This window comes from Shewanella frigidimarina (genome assembly GCF_003797125.1).
Classification (GTDB): domain Bacteria; phylum Pseudomonadota; class Gammaproteobacteria; order Enterobacterales; family Shewanellaceae; genus Shewanella; species Shewanella frigidimarina.
Genome location: NZ_RKKE01000002.1, coordinates 714,147 through 731,454, shown reverse-complemented (window position 1 = coordinate 731,454; position 17,308 = coordinate 714,147). Strand labels below are relative to the sequence as shown.

The following is a 17,308-nucleotide window of genomic DNA, read 5'->3' as shown; positions in this document are numbered from 1 at the left end:
TAGCTTTCCTTTCCCCATATGGGATGCTTGTAACATGTCTGCCTACTCTATTGAGTAGGCTTTTTTTTGTCTTGAATTTAGCTCGCTTTAGTTAGACTCAAGCTAATTGGTTAGTGCGCTATATAAAAAACTGAAATCTTTCAACAAAAAGGCTATTGATAGCTATCAAGGTCGTAAGTATTTATAATTCCCCGCAATTAAAGTAAGCCCTCTGTAAAGATGTCGACTCTGTGAGTATGGTCAATAGCACAAGGCTTACCGTATCCTCATTTGTCGTAATTTGACTATTAATCCAACGTTAACCTTTGCCCAAGGAACCCCGTTCCATGTTAGAAAAACTATTTAAACTTAAACAGAACAACACGAGTCTTAAGCAAGAGGCTATGGCCGGTCTGACTACTTTTTTAACGATGGCTTACATCATTTTTGTTAACCCTATGATGCTTGCTGATGCTGGGATGGATCATGGTGCGGTATTTGTTGCCACATGTTTAGCGGCTGCCATAGGTTGTTTAGTTATGGGATTATTAGCTAATTACCCGATAGCATTGGCTCCGGGTATGGGGCTGAATGCCTTTTTTACTTACACCGTAGTTGGCGAAATGGGGTATAGCTGGGAAACGGCACTTGGCGCGGTCTTTATGTCAGGTGTGTGCTTCTTAATTTTATCCTTAGTCAAAATACGTGAGTGGATAGTTAATAGTATTCCAATGTCGTTACGTTTTGGTATTGCTGCTGGTATTGGATTATTTTTAGCCTTAATAGGCTTAAAAAATGCCGGTATTGTAGTGGCAAGCCCTGCTACATTGGTGACTATGGGCGATATCACCTCATTTCCAGCCTTGATGGCCGCATTAGGTTTTTTCTTAATTATTGCCATGGTTCATCGTGGTCTAAAGGCTGCCGTTATTTTTAGCATTCTAATAGTGACAGTTTTAGGAATGATTTTTGGTGATGTGCAATACCAAGGTTTAATTTCTATGCCGCCGTCTATCGCGCCGACATTTATGAAGATGGACTTGTCTAGTGTATTAGAGGTGAGCATGTTATCGGTGGTTTTTGCTTTCTTATTTGTCGATTTATTTGACACATCAGGTACCTTAGTTGCTGTTGCTCAACGTGGCGGACTGCTTGATGAAAAAGGCCGTTTATCTCGAGTAAAACGTGCCTTAACCGCAGACAGTGTCGCCACTATTACTGGTGCTGCATTAGGTACATCAACTACCACGAGCTACATCGAAAGTATTGCAGGGGTGAGTGCAGGTGGTCGCACAGGTTTAACTGCCGTTGTAGTTGGATTACTGTTTTTAGCGGCGTTATTTGTGTCGCCATTAGCCGGTATGGTGCCAGCATATGCCACAACAGGTACCTTGTTTTATGTCGCAATCCTAATGATGTCTGGTCTAGTCAATGTTGATTGGGAAGATATTACTGAAGCAGCTCCCGTTGTTGTGACGTGTTTATTAATGCCGTTAACCTTCTCTATAGCCAATGCAATTGGTCTTGGGTTTATTTCTTATGCTGCGATCAAATTGATGACAGGACGTTTTAAAGATTTAAATCCAGGTATTTTAGTGGTGGCGGCATTGTTTATTGCCAAGTTTATTTACGGTTAATTAGCTGCCCATGCGTACAGTGAATTAATAAATTGGCTAAGGCTAATACAAAAAAGGGCTATTAGCCCTTTTTTTGTTTTTCTAAATAAGGCGCCAATAGCCAAGCTATTTCAGCTTAATGAAACTGAGTTAGCAGGATTAGAGACTGTTTGATAACCATTTATTAACCTGAAAATAGTTAATCTAGACAAATATTCCAGTATTAGCGGCTTTCACTATGAATTATCGAGTGAATTGGGTATAAAAATGAACTGAATATTTTTTTGTAAGCTGAGTAAGACAAATGGGTTATCGCCGCGTAGTAGTTAAGTTAGGCACCAGCGTGCTGACATCGGGCAGTAAAAAGCTTGATAAAGCACATATGGTTGAATTAGCCAGGCAAATGGCCTCGCTTATGCGTTCTGGTGTAGAAGTTGTGTTGTGTACATCAGGTGCGATAGCTGCTGGGCGGGAGCATTTACATTATCCGGTGTTGCCCGACACTATGGCGAATAAACAGTTACTTGCAGCGGTAGGCCAAAGTCAGTTAATTTTGGCATGGTCACAATTGTTCAGTATTTACGGATTACATGTTGGCCAGTTATTGTTAACTCGTGCTGATTTACAAGATCGTGAACGTTATCTTAATGCGCGCGACACCTTAAATGCATTATTAGCTCACAATATTATCCCTATCATTAACGAAAATGATGCAGTGGCAACCAATGAAATTAAAGTGGGAGATAATGATAATTTATCTGCCCGCGCAGCCTTACTTTGCGATGCTGATTTACTTATCTTACTGACCGACCAAAAAGGCTTATTTGATGCCGATCCACGTACCCATCCCGACGCACAGTTGATTAAACAAGTTGTCAATATTGACGACAGTTTGCGTTTATTGGCCGGCGGTTCAGTGTCTGGACTTGGAACGGGCGGAATGGCCACCAAACTCGAAGCCGCGGATGTGGCTAGACGTGCGGGCATAGAAGTTGTTATTGCTTCCGGTCATCACCCCGATGTTATTGCCAAAGTGGCGGCGAGGGAGTCTGTCGGTACTCATTTTAGCGCAATCGAAAATCCATTAGAAAGTCGCAAGCAGTGGATCCTTGCGGGTCCTGCTTCACAAGGTAAATTAGTTGTAGATGCTGGAGCATCTGTTGCCGTTGTTGCTAATGGTCGTAGCCTATTATCTAAAGGCATTGTCGATGTTGAAGGCAATTTTGAACGCGGTGCGACCTTACTAATTGTGAATCAAACGGGTAAGATTTTGGCTAAAGGCATTAGCCGATATTGCGCCAATGATTTAACCAAAATTAGCGGTAAACATTCTGATGATATAGAAAGTCTACTGGGCTATAACTACGGCGATGCCGTGGTTCATCGCAATGATATGGTCGTACTTGATAATTAAGGATAAGCATATGTCAGCCACAGAAACAGAATATTTAACTCAATTAGGGCAACGTGCTAAGGCTGCAAGTTTTATTTTAGCGAGTTTAACTGCGAAACAAAAAAACGTGTTGTTAGCTACGATTGCCGATCACTTAGCGCAGCGGAAAAATGATATTTTACAAGCGAATGCACAAGATATCATTGCAGCGAAGCAAAGCGGTTTAACCGAAGCCATGATAGATAGGTTGATGCTGGACGAAGGGAGGCTAGGCGGGATTATAGCTGACATTGATAATGTCATCGCACTAGCAGACCCTGTCGGCAAGGAAGCTGATAGTCGAGTATTAGATAACGGCTTACGCTTAACTCGTCGCAGTGTCCCATTAGGTGTGGTGGGGGTTATTTATGAAGCTCGGCCAAATGTCACTGTTGATATTGCCGTGTTAGCGTTAAAGACCGGTAATGCAGTGATTTTGCGTGGCGGTAAAGAAACCCTAACCTCCAATAAAATGCTAAGCGACATTATCCGTGATGCACTGGTGAGTCTAGATTTACCTAAAGATGCCGTGCAGCTCATTGATTCACCAGAGCGTAGCCTTGTCAGCGGTTTACTAAGACTCGACAAATATGTCGATATGATTATTCCTCGTGGTGGACAAAACCTACAGCGATTGTGTGCTGAGCAATCAAGCATTCCTGTCATTTTAGGCGGTATTGGCATCTGTCATTTATTTGTCGATAAACAAGCTGATTTAGTGCGGGCAATTGATGTCATTGCTAACGCTAAAGTTCAACGTCCGACTGTGTGTAATGCTTTAGATACCTTATTAATACATCAACAGGTAGCCGCTGAGTTTATTCCCAAAATAGCATCACATTTACACTCGCTTGGGGTTCGTTTCCATGCTTGTGCAACCACTTTGCCTTATCTTGATGGTTTAGGTTTTGATGTAACAGCGGCACATGATGAATCGTTTTCAACAGAGTGGTTATCGCTCACGTTAGGGATCAAAGTGGTTAACGATATTGACGAAGCCGTGGAACATATCCGTCATTATTCTACAGGGCATTCTGAAGCCATTTTAACGGATAACATTCACACCGCGAGTGACTTTATGAATCAAGTTGATTCCGCTGCAGTGTATGTGAATGCCAGTACTCGTTTTACTGATGGTTCGCAGTTTGGTCTTGGCGCGGAAGTGGCGGTGAGTACTCAGAAATTGCATGCTCGTGGTCCAATGGCGTTAGATGCCCTGACCACTTATAAGTGGTTAGCTTGGGGTGATTACACCTGCAGACAATAATGCATTTTGTTCTATTTATGACAAGAAGGGCGCACATTAGCGCCCTTTGCTTTTTGTATGGCGGCTCGGTAATAACAGAGCGTTATAAATTATAAATAAGGTGACTTGGCGTTACTGGCTCAGTAAAACGCTCAAAGGTGGTTAATAACCAAATCGCAAAAAAGGCACAGGTCATTAATATCGCTACAATTCTAAATACTTGCGCGTATTCCATTACATAAGTGAAATATCGACGTTGTACGGCATTGGTCATAAAAGTAGCGATAAGTGAAAATACGCACAAATACATTGCTGGATATTGTGTGGTGCTTACGCCATAAAGCTTTTCATAAACTAGAATCACCATAACAATCGTTAAGGTAACAATGCGTATCTTACGTTCGGTGTTATCACTGAAATTCCATCTTGGCAGTCCCATTGCCTTGGTTCCTCCACAATCATTTGAATTTTTAGTACTTTTTTGAATATCCTTTGTACTTTTATAGCTCTAGTTCGATTTTTTATCAAATGATTAGGGTTATTTAATACTTTTCTGTTGCAGTGTTACATTCAAAACTCGAGCAATACTGCTGAAATGCCAAGTTGGTTAGTGTGGCTCACAAACAAATGTCGATTTAAATTGTGATGATTTAATCCACTCCCCAAATGATAATGCCAAGCGCAAAACTCAGCGGCAATCAATAGTGCAAATTCAATCGATAGTACCGTTGTTAAATTGCCATAATGGCTGCTGATGCAGTTCACTATCTAATAGCCGAAACTCACACAATAATGAACAATACGCTGAATATTGGTATTAGCGACGATTATATGGCGCTAATACCATCTAATTCATCGGCAATATGGGTGCCATTTAGTAAAAAAACACAGGTCTATGACTTGTTGCTGCGTGATTCCGGCTGGTTTTACTGTAATGACTCCCATCATTAAGCTTACTTAAGCCATCGCTGTTATGTGTAGCGGAAGCTCCTTAGCTTACTAATATGCCTCGTATAAAAAATCCATAAAACATGATAAATATTTACTTATACCCTTGTAATTGACTTTGTTGTCCCAATATAGGTATCAAGGCTGATATGAGTGGTCAATTTTGAATCTCAAGTTAAGCAATAAAATGCTTGAAATACTTGTTGTTCATCCCCATATCAACATCAAATAACATATTTGTGACGACTAACGTCAATTTCGGAGGACCCCATGGGCAAAATTATTGGTATCGATTTAGGCACAACAAACTCGTGTGTAGCAGTCCTTGATGGCGGCAAAGCACGCGTAATTGAAAACGCAGAGGGTGATCGTACAACCCCATCAATTATCGCTTATACCGATGATGAAATTATTGTAGGCCAACCAGCAAAGCGTCAAGCTGTAACTAACCCAACAAACACATTCTTTGCCATTAAGCGTTTAATCGGCCGTCGTTTTAAAGATGACGAAGTACAACGTGACGTGAACATCATGCCATTCAAAATTATCGGAGCTGATAATGGTGATGCATGGGTTGAATCTCGTGGTAATAAAATGGCACCACCACAAGTTTCAGCTGAAATCTTGAAAAAGATGAAAAAGACTGCTGAAGACTTTTTAGGTGAAGAAGTGACTGAAGCGGTTATTACCGTTCCTGCTTACTTTAACGATTCACAACGTCAAGCAACGAAAGATGCTGGTCGTATCGCAGGTCTTGATGTTAAGCGTATTATCAACGAACCTACTGCTGCTGCACTTGCATACGGTATCGATAAGAAGCAAGGCGACAACATTGTTGCAGTATACGATTTAGGTGGTGGTACATTCGATATCTCTATCATCGAAATCGACAGTAACGATGGCGACCAAACATTTGAAGTACTAGCAACCAATGGTGATACTCACTTAGGTGGTGAAGACTTTGATAACCGTATGATTAACTATTTAGCTGATGAATTCAAAAAAGACCAGGGCTTAGATCTTCGTAGAGATCCTTTAGCAATGCAACGTTTGAAAGAAGCGGCTGAAAAAGCAAAAATCGAGCTTTCAAGCACTAACCACACTGAAGTTAACTTGCCTTACATCACTGCTGATGCATCAGGTCCTAAGCATTTAGTGGTTAAAATTACTCGTGCTAAGTTAGAGTCATTAGTTGAAGATTTAATTCAACGTACTCTAGAGCCGCTTAAAGTTGCACTAGCTGATGCTGATTTATCAATATCTGATATCAATGAAGTGATTCTTGTTGGTGGCCAGACTCGTATGCCTAAAGTACAAGAAGCAGTAACTAACTTCTTCGGCAAAGAGCCTCGTAAAGATGTTAACCCTGATGAAGCGGTTGCAGTTGGCGCGGCGATTCAGGCTGGCGTACTTTCTGGCGAAGTGAAAGACGTACTTCTACTTGACGTTACACCACTATCTCTTGGTATTGAAACCATGGGCAGTGTGATGACCAAGCTTATCGAGAAGAACACCACTATCCCGACTAAAGCTCAGCAAGTATTCTCAACAGCTGACGACAACCAAAGTGCAGTCACAATTCACGTACTTCAAGGTGAGCGTAAGCAAGCTAGTGCCAACAAGTCATTAGGTCAATTTAACCTTGAAGGTATTGAGCCAGCACCACGTGGCCAACCACAGGTTGAAGTGATGTTCGACATTGATGCTGATGGTATCTTACATGTGTCTGCAACAGACAAGAAAACAGGTAAGAAACAAAACATTACTATCAAAGCTTCTTCTGGTTTGTCTGATGAAGAAGTTGAACAAATGGTACGTGATGCTGAAGCTCATGCTGATGAAGATGCTAAATTTGAAGAGTTAGTTAAAGCGCGTAATCAAGCAGATGGTTTAGCTCATTCAACTAAAAAACAAGTTGAAGAAGCTGGCGATGCACTAGCTAGTGACGAAAAAGAAAAGATTGAAGCAGCAATCGCAACTTTAGAAACTGCCATAAAAGGCAAAGATAAAGAAGCTATTGATACAGCTACTCAAGCGTTAATCGAAGCGTCTGCTAAGTTAATGGAAATTGCTCAAGCTAAAGCTCAAGGTGAAGCAGAAGGTCAAGCACACGATGCTGGCCAAGAAAAGCCTGCTGATGATGTTGTTGATGCTGAGTTCGAAGAAGTTAAAGACGACAAAAAGTAATTAGAAATTTCAGCTAGTTACCGTTAAAGCGGGCGTTGGGGGTATCCTCAAACGCCCGTTTGTATAATTTAAGTTTAACAATTTACTCACACCTTCGAGAAACAGAACACTATGTCAAAGCGTGATTATTACGAAGTTCTCGGTGTTGGACGTGACACCAGTGAACGCGAAATTAAAAAAGCGTACAAACGCTTAGCGATGAAGTTTCACCCAGACCGTAATCCGGGTGACAAAGCCGCAGAAGCTAGCTTTAAAGAAATTAAAGAAGCGTACGAAATTTTAACCGACAGCGACAAAAAAGCGGCTTATGATCAATTTGGTCATGCTGGCGTTGACCCTAATCGTGGTGGACACGGTGGTGGCCAAGGTGATTTTGGCGATATCTTTGGTGATGTATTCGGTGATATTTTTGGTGGTGGTCGCCGTGGTGGTGGTCAACGCCAAGCTGCGCGCGGTAGTGATTTACGATACAACCTTGAACTGTCTTTAGAAGAAGCCGTACGCGGGTTAACCAAAGAACTGCGAATTCCTACTTTAGCAGCGTGTGATTTGTGTGATGGTAGCGGTGCTAAAAAAGGCACATCTGCAACCACATGTGGTACGTGTCATGGCCAAGGCCAAGTGCAAATGCGTCAAGGTTTCTTTGCTGTTCAGCAAGCGTGTCCTACTTGTCATGGTCGCGGTAAAATCATTAAAGATCCTTGCGGCAAGTGTCATGGCGAAGGTCGTGTTGAGAAAAGCAAAACCTTATCAGTTAAAATTCCTGCTGGTGTAGATACAGGCGATCGTATTCGTCTTACTGGCGAAGGTGAAGCGGGCGAGTTTGGTGCTCCACCAGGTGATTTATACGTTCAAGTTAGTGTGCGAGAACACGCTATCTTTACCCGTGACGCCAATAACCTTTACTGTGAAGTACCTATTTCATTCAGTAAAGCAGCATTAGGCGGCGAGATTGAAGTACCGACATTAGACGGTAAAGTTAGCCTTAAAATCCCAACAGAAACCCAAACAGGGCGCATGTTCCGCCTACGCGGCAAAGGGGTTAAGTCGGTCCGTAGCCATGCAGTAGGTGACTTACTGTGTAAAGTGGTAATGGAAACACCGGTTAACTTGAATGAAAAACAAAAAGAGTTATTGCGTGAGTTTGAAGCAACGTTAACTGGCGAATCAAAAAAGCACAGCCCTAAAGCTGAAGGCTTCTTTGATGGCGTTAAAAAGTTCTTTCAGGATTTAAACAGTTAATCGCGATGATCTAGCGACCTCGTTAAAGGCTGTTTACTTTGGGTAAGCAGCCTTTTTTATTGGCGAATATCGTCAATTTATCCTATTAACATTAGGCGTTAACATGTCATTTTCAGCGTTATCACTCGATTCAAGTTTATTAGCCGCATTACCACCGACAGTGAATCAGCCGAGTCGTATTCAGCAACTGGCTATTCCAACTATATTGGCGGGGCAAGATGTGTTGGCATTAGCCCAAACCGGCAGCGGTAAAACCTATGCTTATGGTTTGCCTGTATTGCAACGCATTAGTCTGCTTCCAACGGCTCATTTGTCTGCCGTGATCATCGTACCGACCAGAGAGTTAGCATCACAAGTATCGCAAAACTTAGTGCCGCTGGCACAATCGCTTAATTTGCGCGTAGAGGTACTGTGTGGCGGTGAAGCAATAGAGCTTCAAATTGATCGCTTAGCTCAACCGGTTAACATCGTCGTTGCTACACCGGGCCGTTTACTCGCATTAGCACAACAAGGTGTTATTGATTTTGAACATCTGCAGAGTTTGGTTCTTGATGAAGCAGACCGATTACTGGACATGGGATTTATCGCCGATATTAATGCGCTGATTACATTAATGCCAAGTGGCCAACGGTTATTATTTTCGGCGACGTTACCCGAATCTTTGGTCGCATTAGCTCAAAAAGTACAGTCTGCATCTTGCGTACGAATTGAAGCGCATGCTTTAAATAGTACCGTGGCTGATATTGATCAAACTCTCTATCACGTCAATAAAGGCAGCAAAGCCAAAGCGCTGATTCATTTAATTGCTTTACATCAATGGTCGCAAGTATTGGTGTTTGTGAATGCTAAAGATGATGCTGATGCATTGTGTAAAAAGTTAATTAAAGCGGGTATTAACGCTGCGGCGCTTCATGGCGATAAAGAACAAGCGCTGCGAAGTAAGACCTTAGAGCAATTCAAAACGGCACAACTGACTGTATTAGTCGCAACCGATGTATTAGCGCGCGGTATTCATGTCGACGCATTGCCAGTAGTCATTAATGTTGATTTACCTGCCCAAGCAGCAGTATATGTTCATCGTATTGGACGTACTGCACGGGCGGGATTAAGCGGCGTGGCATTATCATTAGTCTGTCATTCTGAATTACTCAGTTTAGAGGCTATTCGAGAATTAACCGGACAGGCATTACCATTAGTTGAATTAGCTGGTTTTGCGGTAACAGACAAACCGATTAGCGAAAACAGTAAGCGAGCGCCGCGCGATAAGCAAGCCAATCGTCGTACCGCCAATAAACGCAGTATTAGTGATTTCGCTAAACGTAAATCAACACGTTAATCAACACATGAATGCTGGCTGATGTTTAATATCGCAAATGGTGCATTGGTCCAGTTGATTGGTATAAAATAAATGAATGATCGATTAGCTTTTTGGCTAAATGAATTTTAAGGGATGACAACATGAAACCTCTCGCGCTAACCCTACTCGTTTCTGCTTTATTAGTTGGCTGTGTTAATAGTCAATCGCCAACAGGGCGAGGGCAAACCTTGTTATTTTCTGATACCCAGATGCAGCAAATGGGTGCTCAGTCGTTTGAGACCATGAAGCAAAGTGAAAAAATAAGTCAAAACCAAGCGCAAACTCAATATGTGAACTGTGTTGCCAAACGTATCACTGCGGTGTTGCCCGACCAATTGCAGCAATGGGATGTCGTGTTGTTTGAATCAGATCAAGTCAATGCGTTTGCGCTACCTGGTGGCCATATTGGTGTCTATACCGGTTTACTAAATGTGGCGACGAATCAAGATCAGTTGGCTACGGTTATGGGACATGAAGTGGCGCACGTTTTAGCACAACATGGAAACGAGCAAGTATCTCGAGCGCAGATAACGGGTCTTGGCATGCAAGCTGCGGATGCCGCATTAGGAGCATCGGGTATTGCCAATAAAGATTTGTACATGGCCGGACTGGGGCTAGGGGCGAATGTGGGCATTATTTTACCTTTTGGCCGCAGTCAGGAATCTGAAGCTGATATTGTTGGTCTTGAGCTAATGGCCAAAGCAGGTTTTAATCCAGCTCAAAGTGTTAATTTGTGGCAAAACATGGCTAAAGCGGGCGGAGCCCAAGGCCCTGAACTGTTATCGACTCACCCGTCACACAGTCACCGAATTGAAGACTTGCAAGCGGCACAGAATCAAGTGATGCCGCTTTATACACAGGCAAGAAAACAGTCTTTGGCTGAGTGTAAAATTGCTCAAGTTAAATAGCGTTTTTTGCCAACATTTACGGGGTTTATTGTGATAAACTCTTGTGCGAATTTTTTATGTTTATTGAGAGAAAATTATTATGTCAGATTTGTTCAGCACTATGGAACAGCATGCTAGCTACGGTGTAGGTCGTCAAATGGGCGAGCAACTAGCAGCAAACTCTTTTGAAGGTATTGATATCCCTGCTGTTCAAGCTGGTCTTGCTGATGCATTTGCCGGTAAAGAAAGCGCAGTATCAATGGAAGAGCTTCAAGTTGCATTTACTGAAATTAGTCGTCGTTTACAAGAAGCACAAGAAGCTGCTGCAGAAGCTGCTGCCGCTGAAGGTGATACATTCCTAGCTGAAAACGCTAAGCGTGACGGTATTACGATAACTGAGTCTGGTCTTCAATACGAAGTGCTTGTACAAGGCGACGGTGAAACACCAACGTATGATTCAACTGTACGTACTCATTACCATGGTACTTTCATCAGTGGTGATGTGTTCGACAGCTCTGTTGCTCGTGGCCAACCTGCTGAATTCCCAGTATCTGGTGTTATCGCCGGTTGGACTGAAGCATTACAGTTAATGCCAGTTGGCACTAAGCTAAAATTATATGTCCCGCATCACTTGGCTTACGGTGAGCGTGGCGCGGGTGCTTCAATCCCGCCTTATTCAGCTTTGGTCTTCGAAGTTGAATTGTTAGAAATTATCTAGTTGTTAAAAACGCCTAAGTTAACTTAGGCGTTTTTGTATATGCTGTTTGTGTGTTTACCTTTAGTTAACACTGGGAGAATGAAATGACTGCAAAAGTGAGAATTGCTGTAGTTGGTGCCAGTGGCCGTATGGGCCGTACACTGATTGAATCTGCTAAACAGCAACAAGTCATAATACTTGGCGCAGCTATTGAACGTACAGGTTCAAGTTTAATCGGTATTGATGCTGGTGTACTTGCTGGTGTTGGCGCGATGAATGTTGCCATTACCGATTCACTGGATAAAGTGGTTGACGACTTTGACGTATTAATTGATTTTACGTCACCTGAATCTTCCATTATTCATCTCGATTGGTGCGCAAAAAATCACAAAGCTATTGTCATTGGTACCACAGGTTTTAATCATGCTCAAAAAGAGCAAATTGGTGCCTATTCAGAACAAGTGCCAGTGGTATTAGCGCCTAATATGTCTGTCGGTGTTAACGTGATGTGGAAGTTGCTCGCACTGGCTACAGAGGTGATGGGTGATTATACCGATATCGAAATAATCGAAGCGCATCATCGGCATAAAAAGGATGCACCGTCAGGTACTGCACTTAAAATGGGTGAAATTATAGCCCAAACATTAGGTCGTGATTTAGACCAATGTGCGGTATTTGGGCGTGAAGGTATTACCGGTGAACGTGATCCTAATACCATAGGTTTTGCAACGGTTCGTGCTGGTGACATTGTCGGTGAACACACCGCAATGTTCGCTGACATAGGCGAACGGCTGGAAATAACCCATAAAGCATCGAGTAGAATGACCTTTGCTAATGGGGCAATGAGGGCGGCTTTTTGGCTCTCCGATCAAAATGCAGGTCTGTATGACATGCAACAAGTATTAGGATTGAACTAGATAATAAAAACACCATTCGTTGGTGTTTTTTTTTGAAAACAATCCTACAAAATATAGACGTAAAAACGAATTTCTTATACAATCGCTAGAATTTGTCAAAATTTCGTAATTTATCGAAAATTGGTATTTTAGTGCAAAATAAAAACACATAATTTTAAGTGGCTTGGCTCTTTTCTGGAGGTCGCGTTGACACAGTCTGCCTTACTCGTACTCGAAGATGGATCAGTATTCTCTGGCACCGCAATTGGTGCTACCGGTATCTCTGTTGGTGAAGTGGTATTTAATACTTCAATGACAGGTTATCAAGAGATCCTTACAGATCCTTCATATTCACGCCAAATAGTAACATTAACCTATCCTCACATCGGTAACACAGGTACTAATGATGAAGACACAGAATCGGATTCGGTTCATGCATGTGGCTTAATTATTCGTGACTTACCGCTTATGGCGAGTAATTTCCGCAACCAACAATCATTAAGCGATTATTTAAAAGCGAATAATGTGGTTGGCATTGCTGATATTGATACCCGCAAACTAACTCGAATTTTGCGTGAAAAAGGCGCCCAAGCCGGTTGTATTATGGTTGGTGACCTAGATGAAGCGAAGGCTCTGGCAGCGGCGAAAGCGTTTCCAGGTCTAAAAGGCATGGATTTAGCCAAAGAAGTGACCACCGATAAAGCTTATACATGGCGTAACGGTAGCTGGAAATTAGTCGGTGGTTTACCGTCTGAAACACCAGCAGCGGAACTTAAATATAAAGTTGTCGCGTACGATTACGGTGTAAAACGTAATATTTTACGTATGTTGGTTGACCGTGGTTGTGATGTGACGGTAGTACCAGCACAAACATCTGCAGCAGACGTACTTGCCATGAAGCCTGATGGGGTCTTTCTGTCAAATGGTCCTGGCGACCCTGAACCATGTGATTATGCTATTACTGCAATCCAACAAATATTAAAGACTGATATTCCAGTATTTGGTATCTGTTTAGGTCACCAGTTACTTGCATTAGCCTCTGGTGCGAAAACCTTAAAAATGAAGTTTGGTCATCATGGTGCAAACCATCCAGTGAGCAATATTGAAAAAGGCAACGTGATGATCACCAGTCAAAACCACGGTTTTGCTGCAGATGAAACCACATTGCCAGCTAATATTAAGGTCACGCATAAGTCGTTATTTGATGGTTCATTACAAGGTATTCACCTAACTGATAAGCCAGCATTTAGCTTCCAAGGTCACCCTGAAGCGAGCCCTGGGCCAACCGATGCCGCACCGCTGTTCGATCATTTCATCGAGCTAATTGAACAATACCGTCAGCACGCCAAGTAGTTATCTGGGAGAAGACAGAAGCAATGCCAAAACGTACAGATATAAAAAGTATTCTTATCCTAGGTGCCGGTCCAATTGTTATTGGTCAGGCGTGTGAGTTTGATTATTCAGGTGCGCAAGCTTGTAAAGCACTTCGTGAAGAAGGCTATCGCGTTATTCTGGTTAACTCTAATCCAGCAACAATTATGACCGACCCTGAAATGGCCGATGCAACTTATATCGAGCCTATTCATTGGGAAGTGGTACGCAACATCATTGCCAAAGAGCGTCCAGATGCAATTCTACCGACGATGGGTGGGCAAACTGCACTGAACTGCGCGCTTCAGCTTGAAGCACAAGGCGTACTAAAAGAGTTTAATGTTGAAATGATTGGTGCGACAGCGGATGCGATTGATAAAGCTGAAGACCGTAGTCGTTTCGACAAAGCGATGAAATCCATTGGTTTAGACTGCCCACGTGCGGGTATTGCTCATAACATGGATGAAGCTTATGGCGTATTAGATATGGTGGGCTTCCCCTGTATCATTCGTCCGTCTTTCACTATGGGTGGCAGCGGCGGTGGTATTGCCTACAACAAAGAAGAGTTTGAAGAGATTTGTTCTCAAGGCTTAGACTTGTCGCCAACTAACGAATTATTGATTGATGAATCATTAATTGGTTGGAAAGAATATGAAATGGAAGTGGTTCGTGACCGCAACGATAACTGTATTATCGTATGTGCTATCGAAAACTTTGACCCAATGGGTGTTCACACCGGTGACTCAATTACCGTTGCGCCAGCGCAAACGCTAACTGACAAAGAATACCAATTAATGCGTAACGCTTCTTTAGCTGTATTACGTGAAATTGGTGTTGAAACAGGTGGTTCAAACGTACAGTTTGGTATTTGTCCTGATACTGGCCGTATGGTTATTATTGAGATGAATCCACGAGTATCGCGTTCATCTGCTTTAGCGTCTAAAGCGACCGGTTTCCCGATTGCTAAAATTGCGGCTAAATTGGCTGTAGGTTATACCTTAGATGAGCTAAGTAACGACATTACTGGCGGTAAAACACCAGCATCGTTCGAGCCTGCAATCGATTACGTTGTGACTAAAATCCCACGTTTTAACTTTGAAAAGTTTGCTGGAGCAAATGACCGCCTAACGACTCAAATGAAGTCTGTCGGTGAAGTTATGGCCATTGGGCGAACTTTCCAAGAGTCATTGCAAAAAGCGTTACGCGGCCTTGAAGTGGGACGTAACGGTTTTGACTCAGTTGTCGATTTACAATCTCCTGAAGCTATTCAACGTATTCGCCATGAACTAAAAGAGCCTGGTTGTGACCGTATTTGGTACATTGCAGATGCATTCCGCGCTGGTTTAAGCCGTGATGATATCTTCACATTAACCAATATTGACCATTGGTTCTTGGTTCAAATCGAAGATTTGATTACACAAGAAGCAAAAGTCGCTGAACTTGGTATGTCAGGCCTAGAGAAAAACTACTTACGCCAATTAAAGCGTAAAGGTTTCTCTGATGCACGTTTAGCTGATGTGTTAGGTGTTAATGAAAGCGAAATTCGTAAATTACGTCAACGCCATGAAATTCACCCGGTTTATAAGCGTGTCGATACTTGTGCTGCTGAATTCTCAACTGATACAGCTTACATGTACTCAACGTATGAAGAAGAGTGTGAAGCTAACCCATCGAACCGTGACAAAATCATGATTCTGGGTGGCGGCCCTAACCGCATTGGCCAAGGTATTGAGTTCGATTATTGCTGTGTCCACGCTGCATTAGCATTACGTGAAGACGGTTATGAAACCATCATGGTTAACTGTAACCCTGAAACGGTATCAACCGACTACGATACATCTGACCGCTTATACTTCGAACCTGTAACGCTAGAAGACGTACTCGAAATCGTGCGTATCGAAAAGCCAAAAGGCGTTATCGTTCAATACGGTGGTCAAACTCCGCTTAAACTCGCACGAGAATTAGAAGCCGCAGGCGTACCGATTATTGGTACTAGCCCGGATGCGATTGACCGTGCAGAAGACCGCGAACGTTTCCAGCAAGCGATTCAACGTTTGAACATGAAGCAGCCAGAAAATGCGACAGTGACAACTGTTGAAAGTGCTGTGATTGAAGCTGAAAAAATAGGTTATCCGTTGGTTGTACGCCCATCTTATGTATTAGGCGGTCGTGCGATGGAAATCGTATACGACAAACAAGATTTACTACGCTACTTCAATGAAGCGGTTAAAGTCTCTAATGCATCACCAGTATTACTTGATCACTTCTTAGATGATGCGATTGAAGTGGATATCGATGCTGTGTGTGACGGTGAAACTGTGGTGGTTGGCGCCATTATGGAACACATCGAACAAGCAGGTGTTCACTCTGGTGACTCAGGCTGTTCATTGCCACCTTACACCTTGAGTGCTGATATTCAGGCTAGAATGCGTGACCAAGTGTCTAAACTGGCTTTTGAATTAGGCGTAATTGGCTTAATGAACGTGCAGTTTGCGGTAAAAGATAACGAAATCTATATGATTGAAGTTAACCCGCGTGCCGCACGTACAGTACCATTTGTGTCTAAAGCGACTGGCGTTCCGCTAGCTAAAATTGCAGCACGAGTGATGGCTGGCCAAAGCTTAATTTCGCAAAACTTTACTAAAGAAGTTATTCCACCTTATTTTTCAGTAAAAGAAGTAGTCTTACCGTTTAATAAGTTCCCAGGTGTTGACCCGTTATTAGGCCCAGAAATGCGCTCAACCGGTGAAGTCATGGGCGTGGGTGATACTTTTGCTGAAGCTTATGCAAAAGCACAGCTAGGTGCGACATCTGAAGTGCCTAAGTCGGGTCGTGCGTTATTATCTGTACGTAACAGTGATAAAAAACGCGTTGCTGATTTAGCCTCTAAGCTGATTGAGCTAGGTTATGAAATTGATGCCACTCATGGTACCGCCATTATTTTAGGTGAAGCAGGGATTAACCCTCGCTTAGTTAACAAAGTGCATGAAGGTCGTCCACACATTCTTGATCGTATTAAAAATGGTGAATATACCTACATTGTTAACACAACTGAAGGTCGTCAAGCAATTGAAGACTCACGTCAGATCCGTCGTGGAGCTTTGCGATATAAAGTGAATTACACTACGACATTAAATGCTGCTTTTGCGACGTGTTTAGCGCATTCTGCAGATGATCGTATTAAGGTGACGTCTTTACAAGAGTTACACAAACGCATCAAAAGCTAATTTTTTGGTGCATTAATGATTAAGGTCGCCTTTTGGCGACCTTTTTTATGACATTTTGATGATGGATGACTAGCAAGTCTGTAAAAGCTTAGGTAAGCTGTCAGCCATCATCGAAAAGATGCATCCTAGATACGCACGCTAAGTCGATTGCGTACTTCCAACTGAATTTTTACTGTGTTGACTTATCGTCAGCACGGGATGCTTTTGTTTTTAAAGGAGACAA

Annotated in this window: 12 protein-coding genes; 11 read left to right on the top strand and 1 reads right to left on the bottom strand. The window is 42.6% G+C overall.

The window, feature by feature from the left end; genetic code table 11:
* Positions 1-326 precede the first annotated feature (326 nt).
* The 3 genes from EGC86_RS08105 to EGC86_RS08095 all read left to right on the top strand — a co-directional run bounded on the left by EGC86_RS08105 (position 327) and on the right by EGC86_RS08095 (position 4,294).
* Positions 327-1,616, top strand: coding sequence for an NCS2 family permease (locus EGC86_RS08105; protein WP_123777184.1), 1,290 nt, complete (start codon positions 327-329; stop codon positions 1,614-1,616).
* Between the two features lie 283 nt (positions 1,617-1,899).
* Positions 1,900-3,009 (top strand): glutamate 5-kinase, encoded by a 1,110-nt coding sequence (proB, locus tag EGC86_RS08100; protein ID WP_123777183.1) that lies wholly within the window; start codon positions 1,900-1,902, stop codon positions 3,007-3,009.
* A 10-nt stretch (positions 3,010-3,019) separates the two neighbouring features.
* Entirely contained in the window at positions 3,020-4,294 is a 1,275-nt protein-coding gene (locus tag EGC86_RS08095) for a glutamate-5-semialdehyde dehydrogenase (RefSeq protein ID WP_123777182.1), read from the top strand.
* 82 nt (positions 4,295-4,376) lie between these two features.
* Here EGC86_RS08095 and EGC86_RS08090 read toward each other — a convergent pair whose 3' ends face one another.
* A complete protein-coding gene (locus EGC86_RS08090) occupies positions 4,377-4,712 on the bottom strand; it encodes a hypothetical protein (protein WP_011636442.1) in 336 nt (111 codons plus the stop codon).
* Positions 4,713-5,491: 779 nt separating this feature from the next.
* Between EGC86_RS08090 and dnaK the strand changes: the two genes are divergently transcribed.
* From dnaK to carB, 8 genes are all read left to right on the top strand, one after another.
* On the top strand, positions 5,492-7,408 hold the full coding sequence (gene dnaK / locus EGC86_RS08085) for a molecular chaperone DnaK (RefSeq protein ID WP_123777181.1): 1,917 nt from the start codon (positions 5,492-5,494) through the stop codon (positions 7,406-7,408).
* 111 nt (positions 7,409-7,519) lie between these two features.
* Positions 7,520-8,650 carry a molecular chaperone DnaJ gene (gene dnaJ, locus EGC86_RS08080; protein WP_011636444.1) on the top strand — a complete coding sequence of 377 codons (1,131 nt, stop codon included), beginning with the start codon at positions 7,520-7,522 and terminating at the stop codon, positions 8,648-8,650.
* Between the two features lie 103 nt (positions 8,651-8,753).
* On the top strand, positions 8,754-9,986 hold the full coding sequence (locus EGC86_RS08075; protein WP_123777180.1) for a DEAD/DEAH box helicase: 1,233 nt from the start codon (positions 8,754-8,756) through the stop codon (positions 9,984-9,986).
* Between the two features lie 122 nt (positions 9,987-10,108).
* A complete protein-coding gene (locus EGC86_RS08070; RefSeq protein ID WP_123777179.1) occupies positions 10,109-10,915 on the top strand; it encodes a M48 family metallopeptidase in 807 nt (268 codons plus the stop codon).
* A 79-nt stretch (positions 10,916-10,994) separates the two neighbouring features.
* On the top strand, positions 10,995-11,612 hold the full coding sequence (gene bamJ, locus EGC86_RS08065; protein ID WP_101085769.1) for a BamJ family beta-barrel-assembly machinery protein: 618 nt from the start codon (positions 10,995-10,997) through the stop codon (positions 11,610-11,612).
* 83 nt (positions 11,613-11,695) lie between these two features.
* Positions 11,696-12,508: a 4-hydroxy-tetrahydrodipicolinate reductase gene (dapB, locus tag EGC86_RS08060; RefSeq protein ID WP_101085767.1), complete on the top strand. Its 813-nt coding sequence runs from the start codon at positions 11,696-11,698 to the stop codon at positions 12,506-12,508.
* Between the two features lie 174 nt (positions 12,509-12,682).
* A complete protein-coding gene (gene carA / locus EGC86_RS08055; RefSeq protein WP_123777178.1) occupies positions 12,683-13,840 on the top strand; it encodes a glutamine-hydrolyzing carbamoyl-phosphate synthase small subunit in 1,158 nt (385 codons plus the stop codon).
* Between the two features lie 23 nt (positions 13,841-13,863).
* Positions 13,864-17,085 carry a carbamoyl-phosphate synthase large subunit gene (gene carB / locus EGC86_RS08050; protein ID WP_011636450.1) on the top strand — a complete coding sequence of 1,074 codons (3,222 nt, stop codon included), beginning with the start codon at positions 13,864-13,866 and terminating at the stop codon, positions 17,083-17,085.
* Positions 17,086-17,308 lie beyond the last annotated feature (223 nt).

What these genes read in the sequence shown, in the direction of transcription:
- EGC86_RS08105 (WP_123777184.1), top strand. Translation starts at nt 327, where the DNA reads ATGTTAGAAAAACTATTTAAACTTAAACAGAACAACACGAGTCTTAAG.
- proB (WP_123777183.1), top strand. Translation starts at nt 1,900, where the DNA reads ATGGGTTATCGCCGCGTAGTAGTTAAGTTAGGCACCAGCGTGCTGACA.
- EGC86_RS08095 (WP_123777182.1), top strand. Translation starts at nt 3,020, where the DNA reads ATGTCAGCCACAGAAACAGAATATTTAACTCAATTAGGGCAACGTGCT.
- EGC86_RS08090 (WP_011636442.1), bottom strand. Translation starts at nt 4,712, where the DNA reads ATGGGACTGCCAAGATGGAATTTCAGTGATAACACCGAACGTAAGATA.
- dnaK (WP_123777181.1), top strand. Translation starts at nt 5,492, where the DNA reads ATGGGCAAAATTATTGGTATCGATTTAGGCACAACAAACTCGTGTGTA.
- dnaJ (WP_011636444.1), top strand. Translation starts at nt 7,520, where the DNA reads ATGTCAAAGCGTGATTATTACGAAGTTCTCGGTGTTGGACGTGACACC.
- EGC86_RS08075 (WP_123777180.1), top strand. Translation starts at nt 8,754, where the DNA reads ATGTCATTTTCAGCGTTATCACTCGATTCAAGTTTATTAGCCGCATTA.
- EGC86_RS08070 (WP_123777179.1), top strand. Translation starts at nt 10,109, where the DNA reads ATGAAACCTCTCGCGCTAACCCTACTCGTTTCTGCTTTATTAGTTGGC.
- bamJ (WP_101085769.1), top strand. Translation starts at nt 10,995, where the DNA reads ATGTCAGATTTGTTCAGCACTATGGAACAGCATGCTAGCTACGGTGTA.
- dapB (WP_101085767.1), top strand. Translation starts at nt 11,696, where the DNA reads ATGACTGCAAAAGTGAGAATTGCTGTAGTTGGTGCCAGTGGCCGTATG.
- carB (WP_011636450.1), top strand. Translation starts at nt 13,864, where the DNA reads ATGCCAAAACGTACAGATATAAAAAGTATTCTTATCCTAGGTGCCGGT.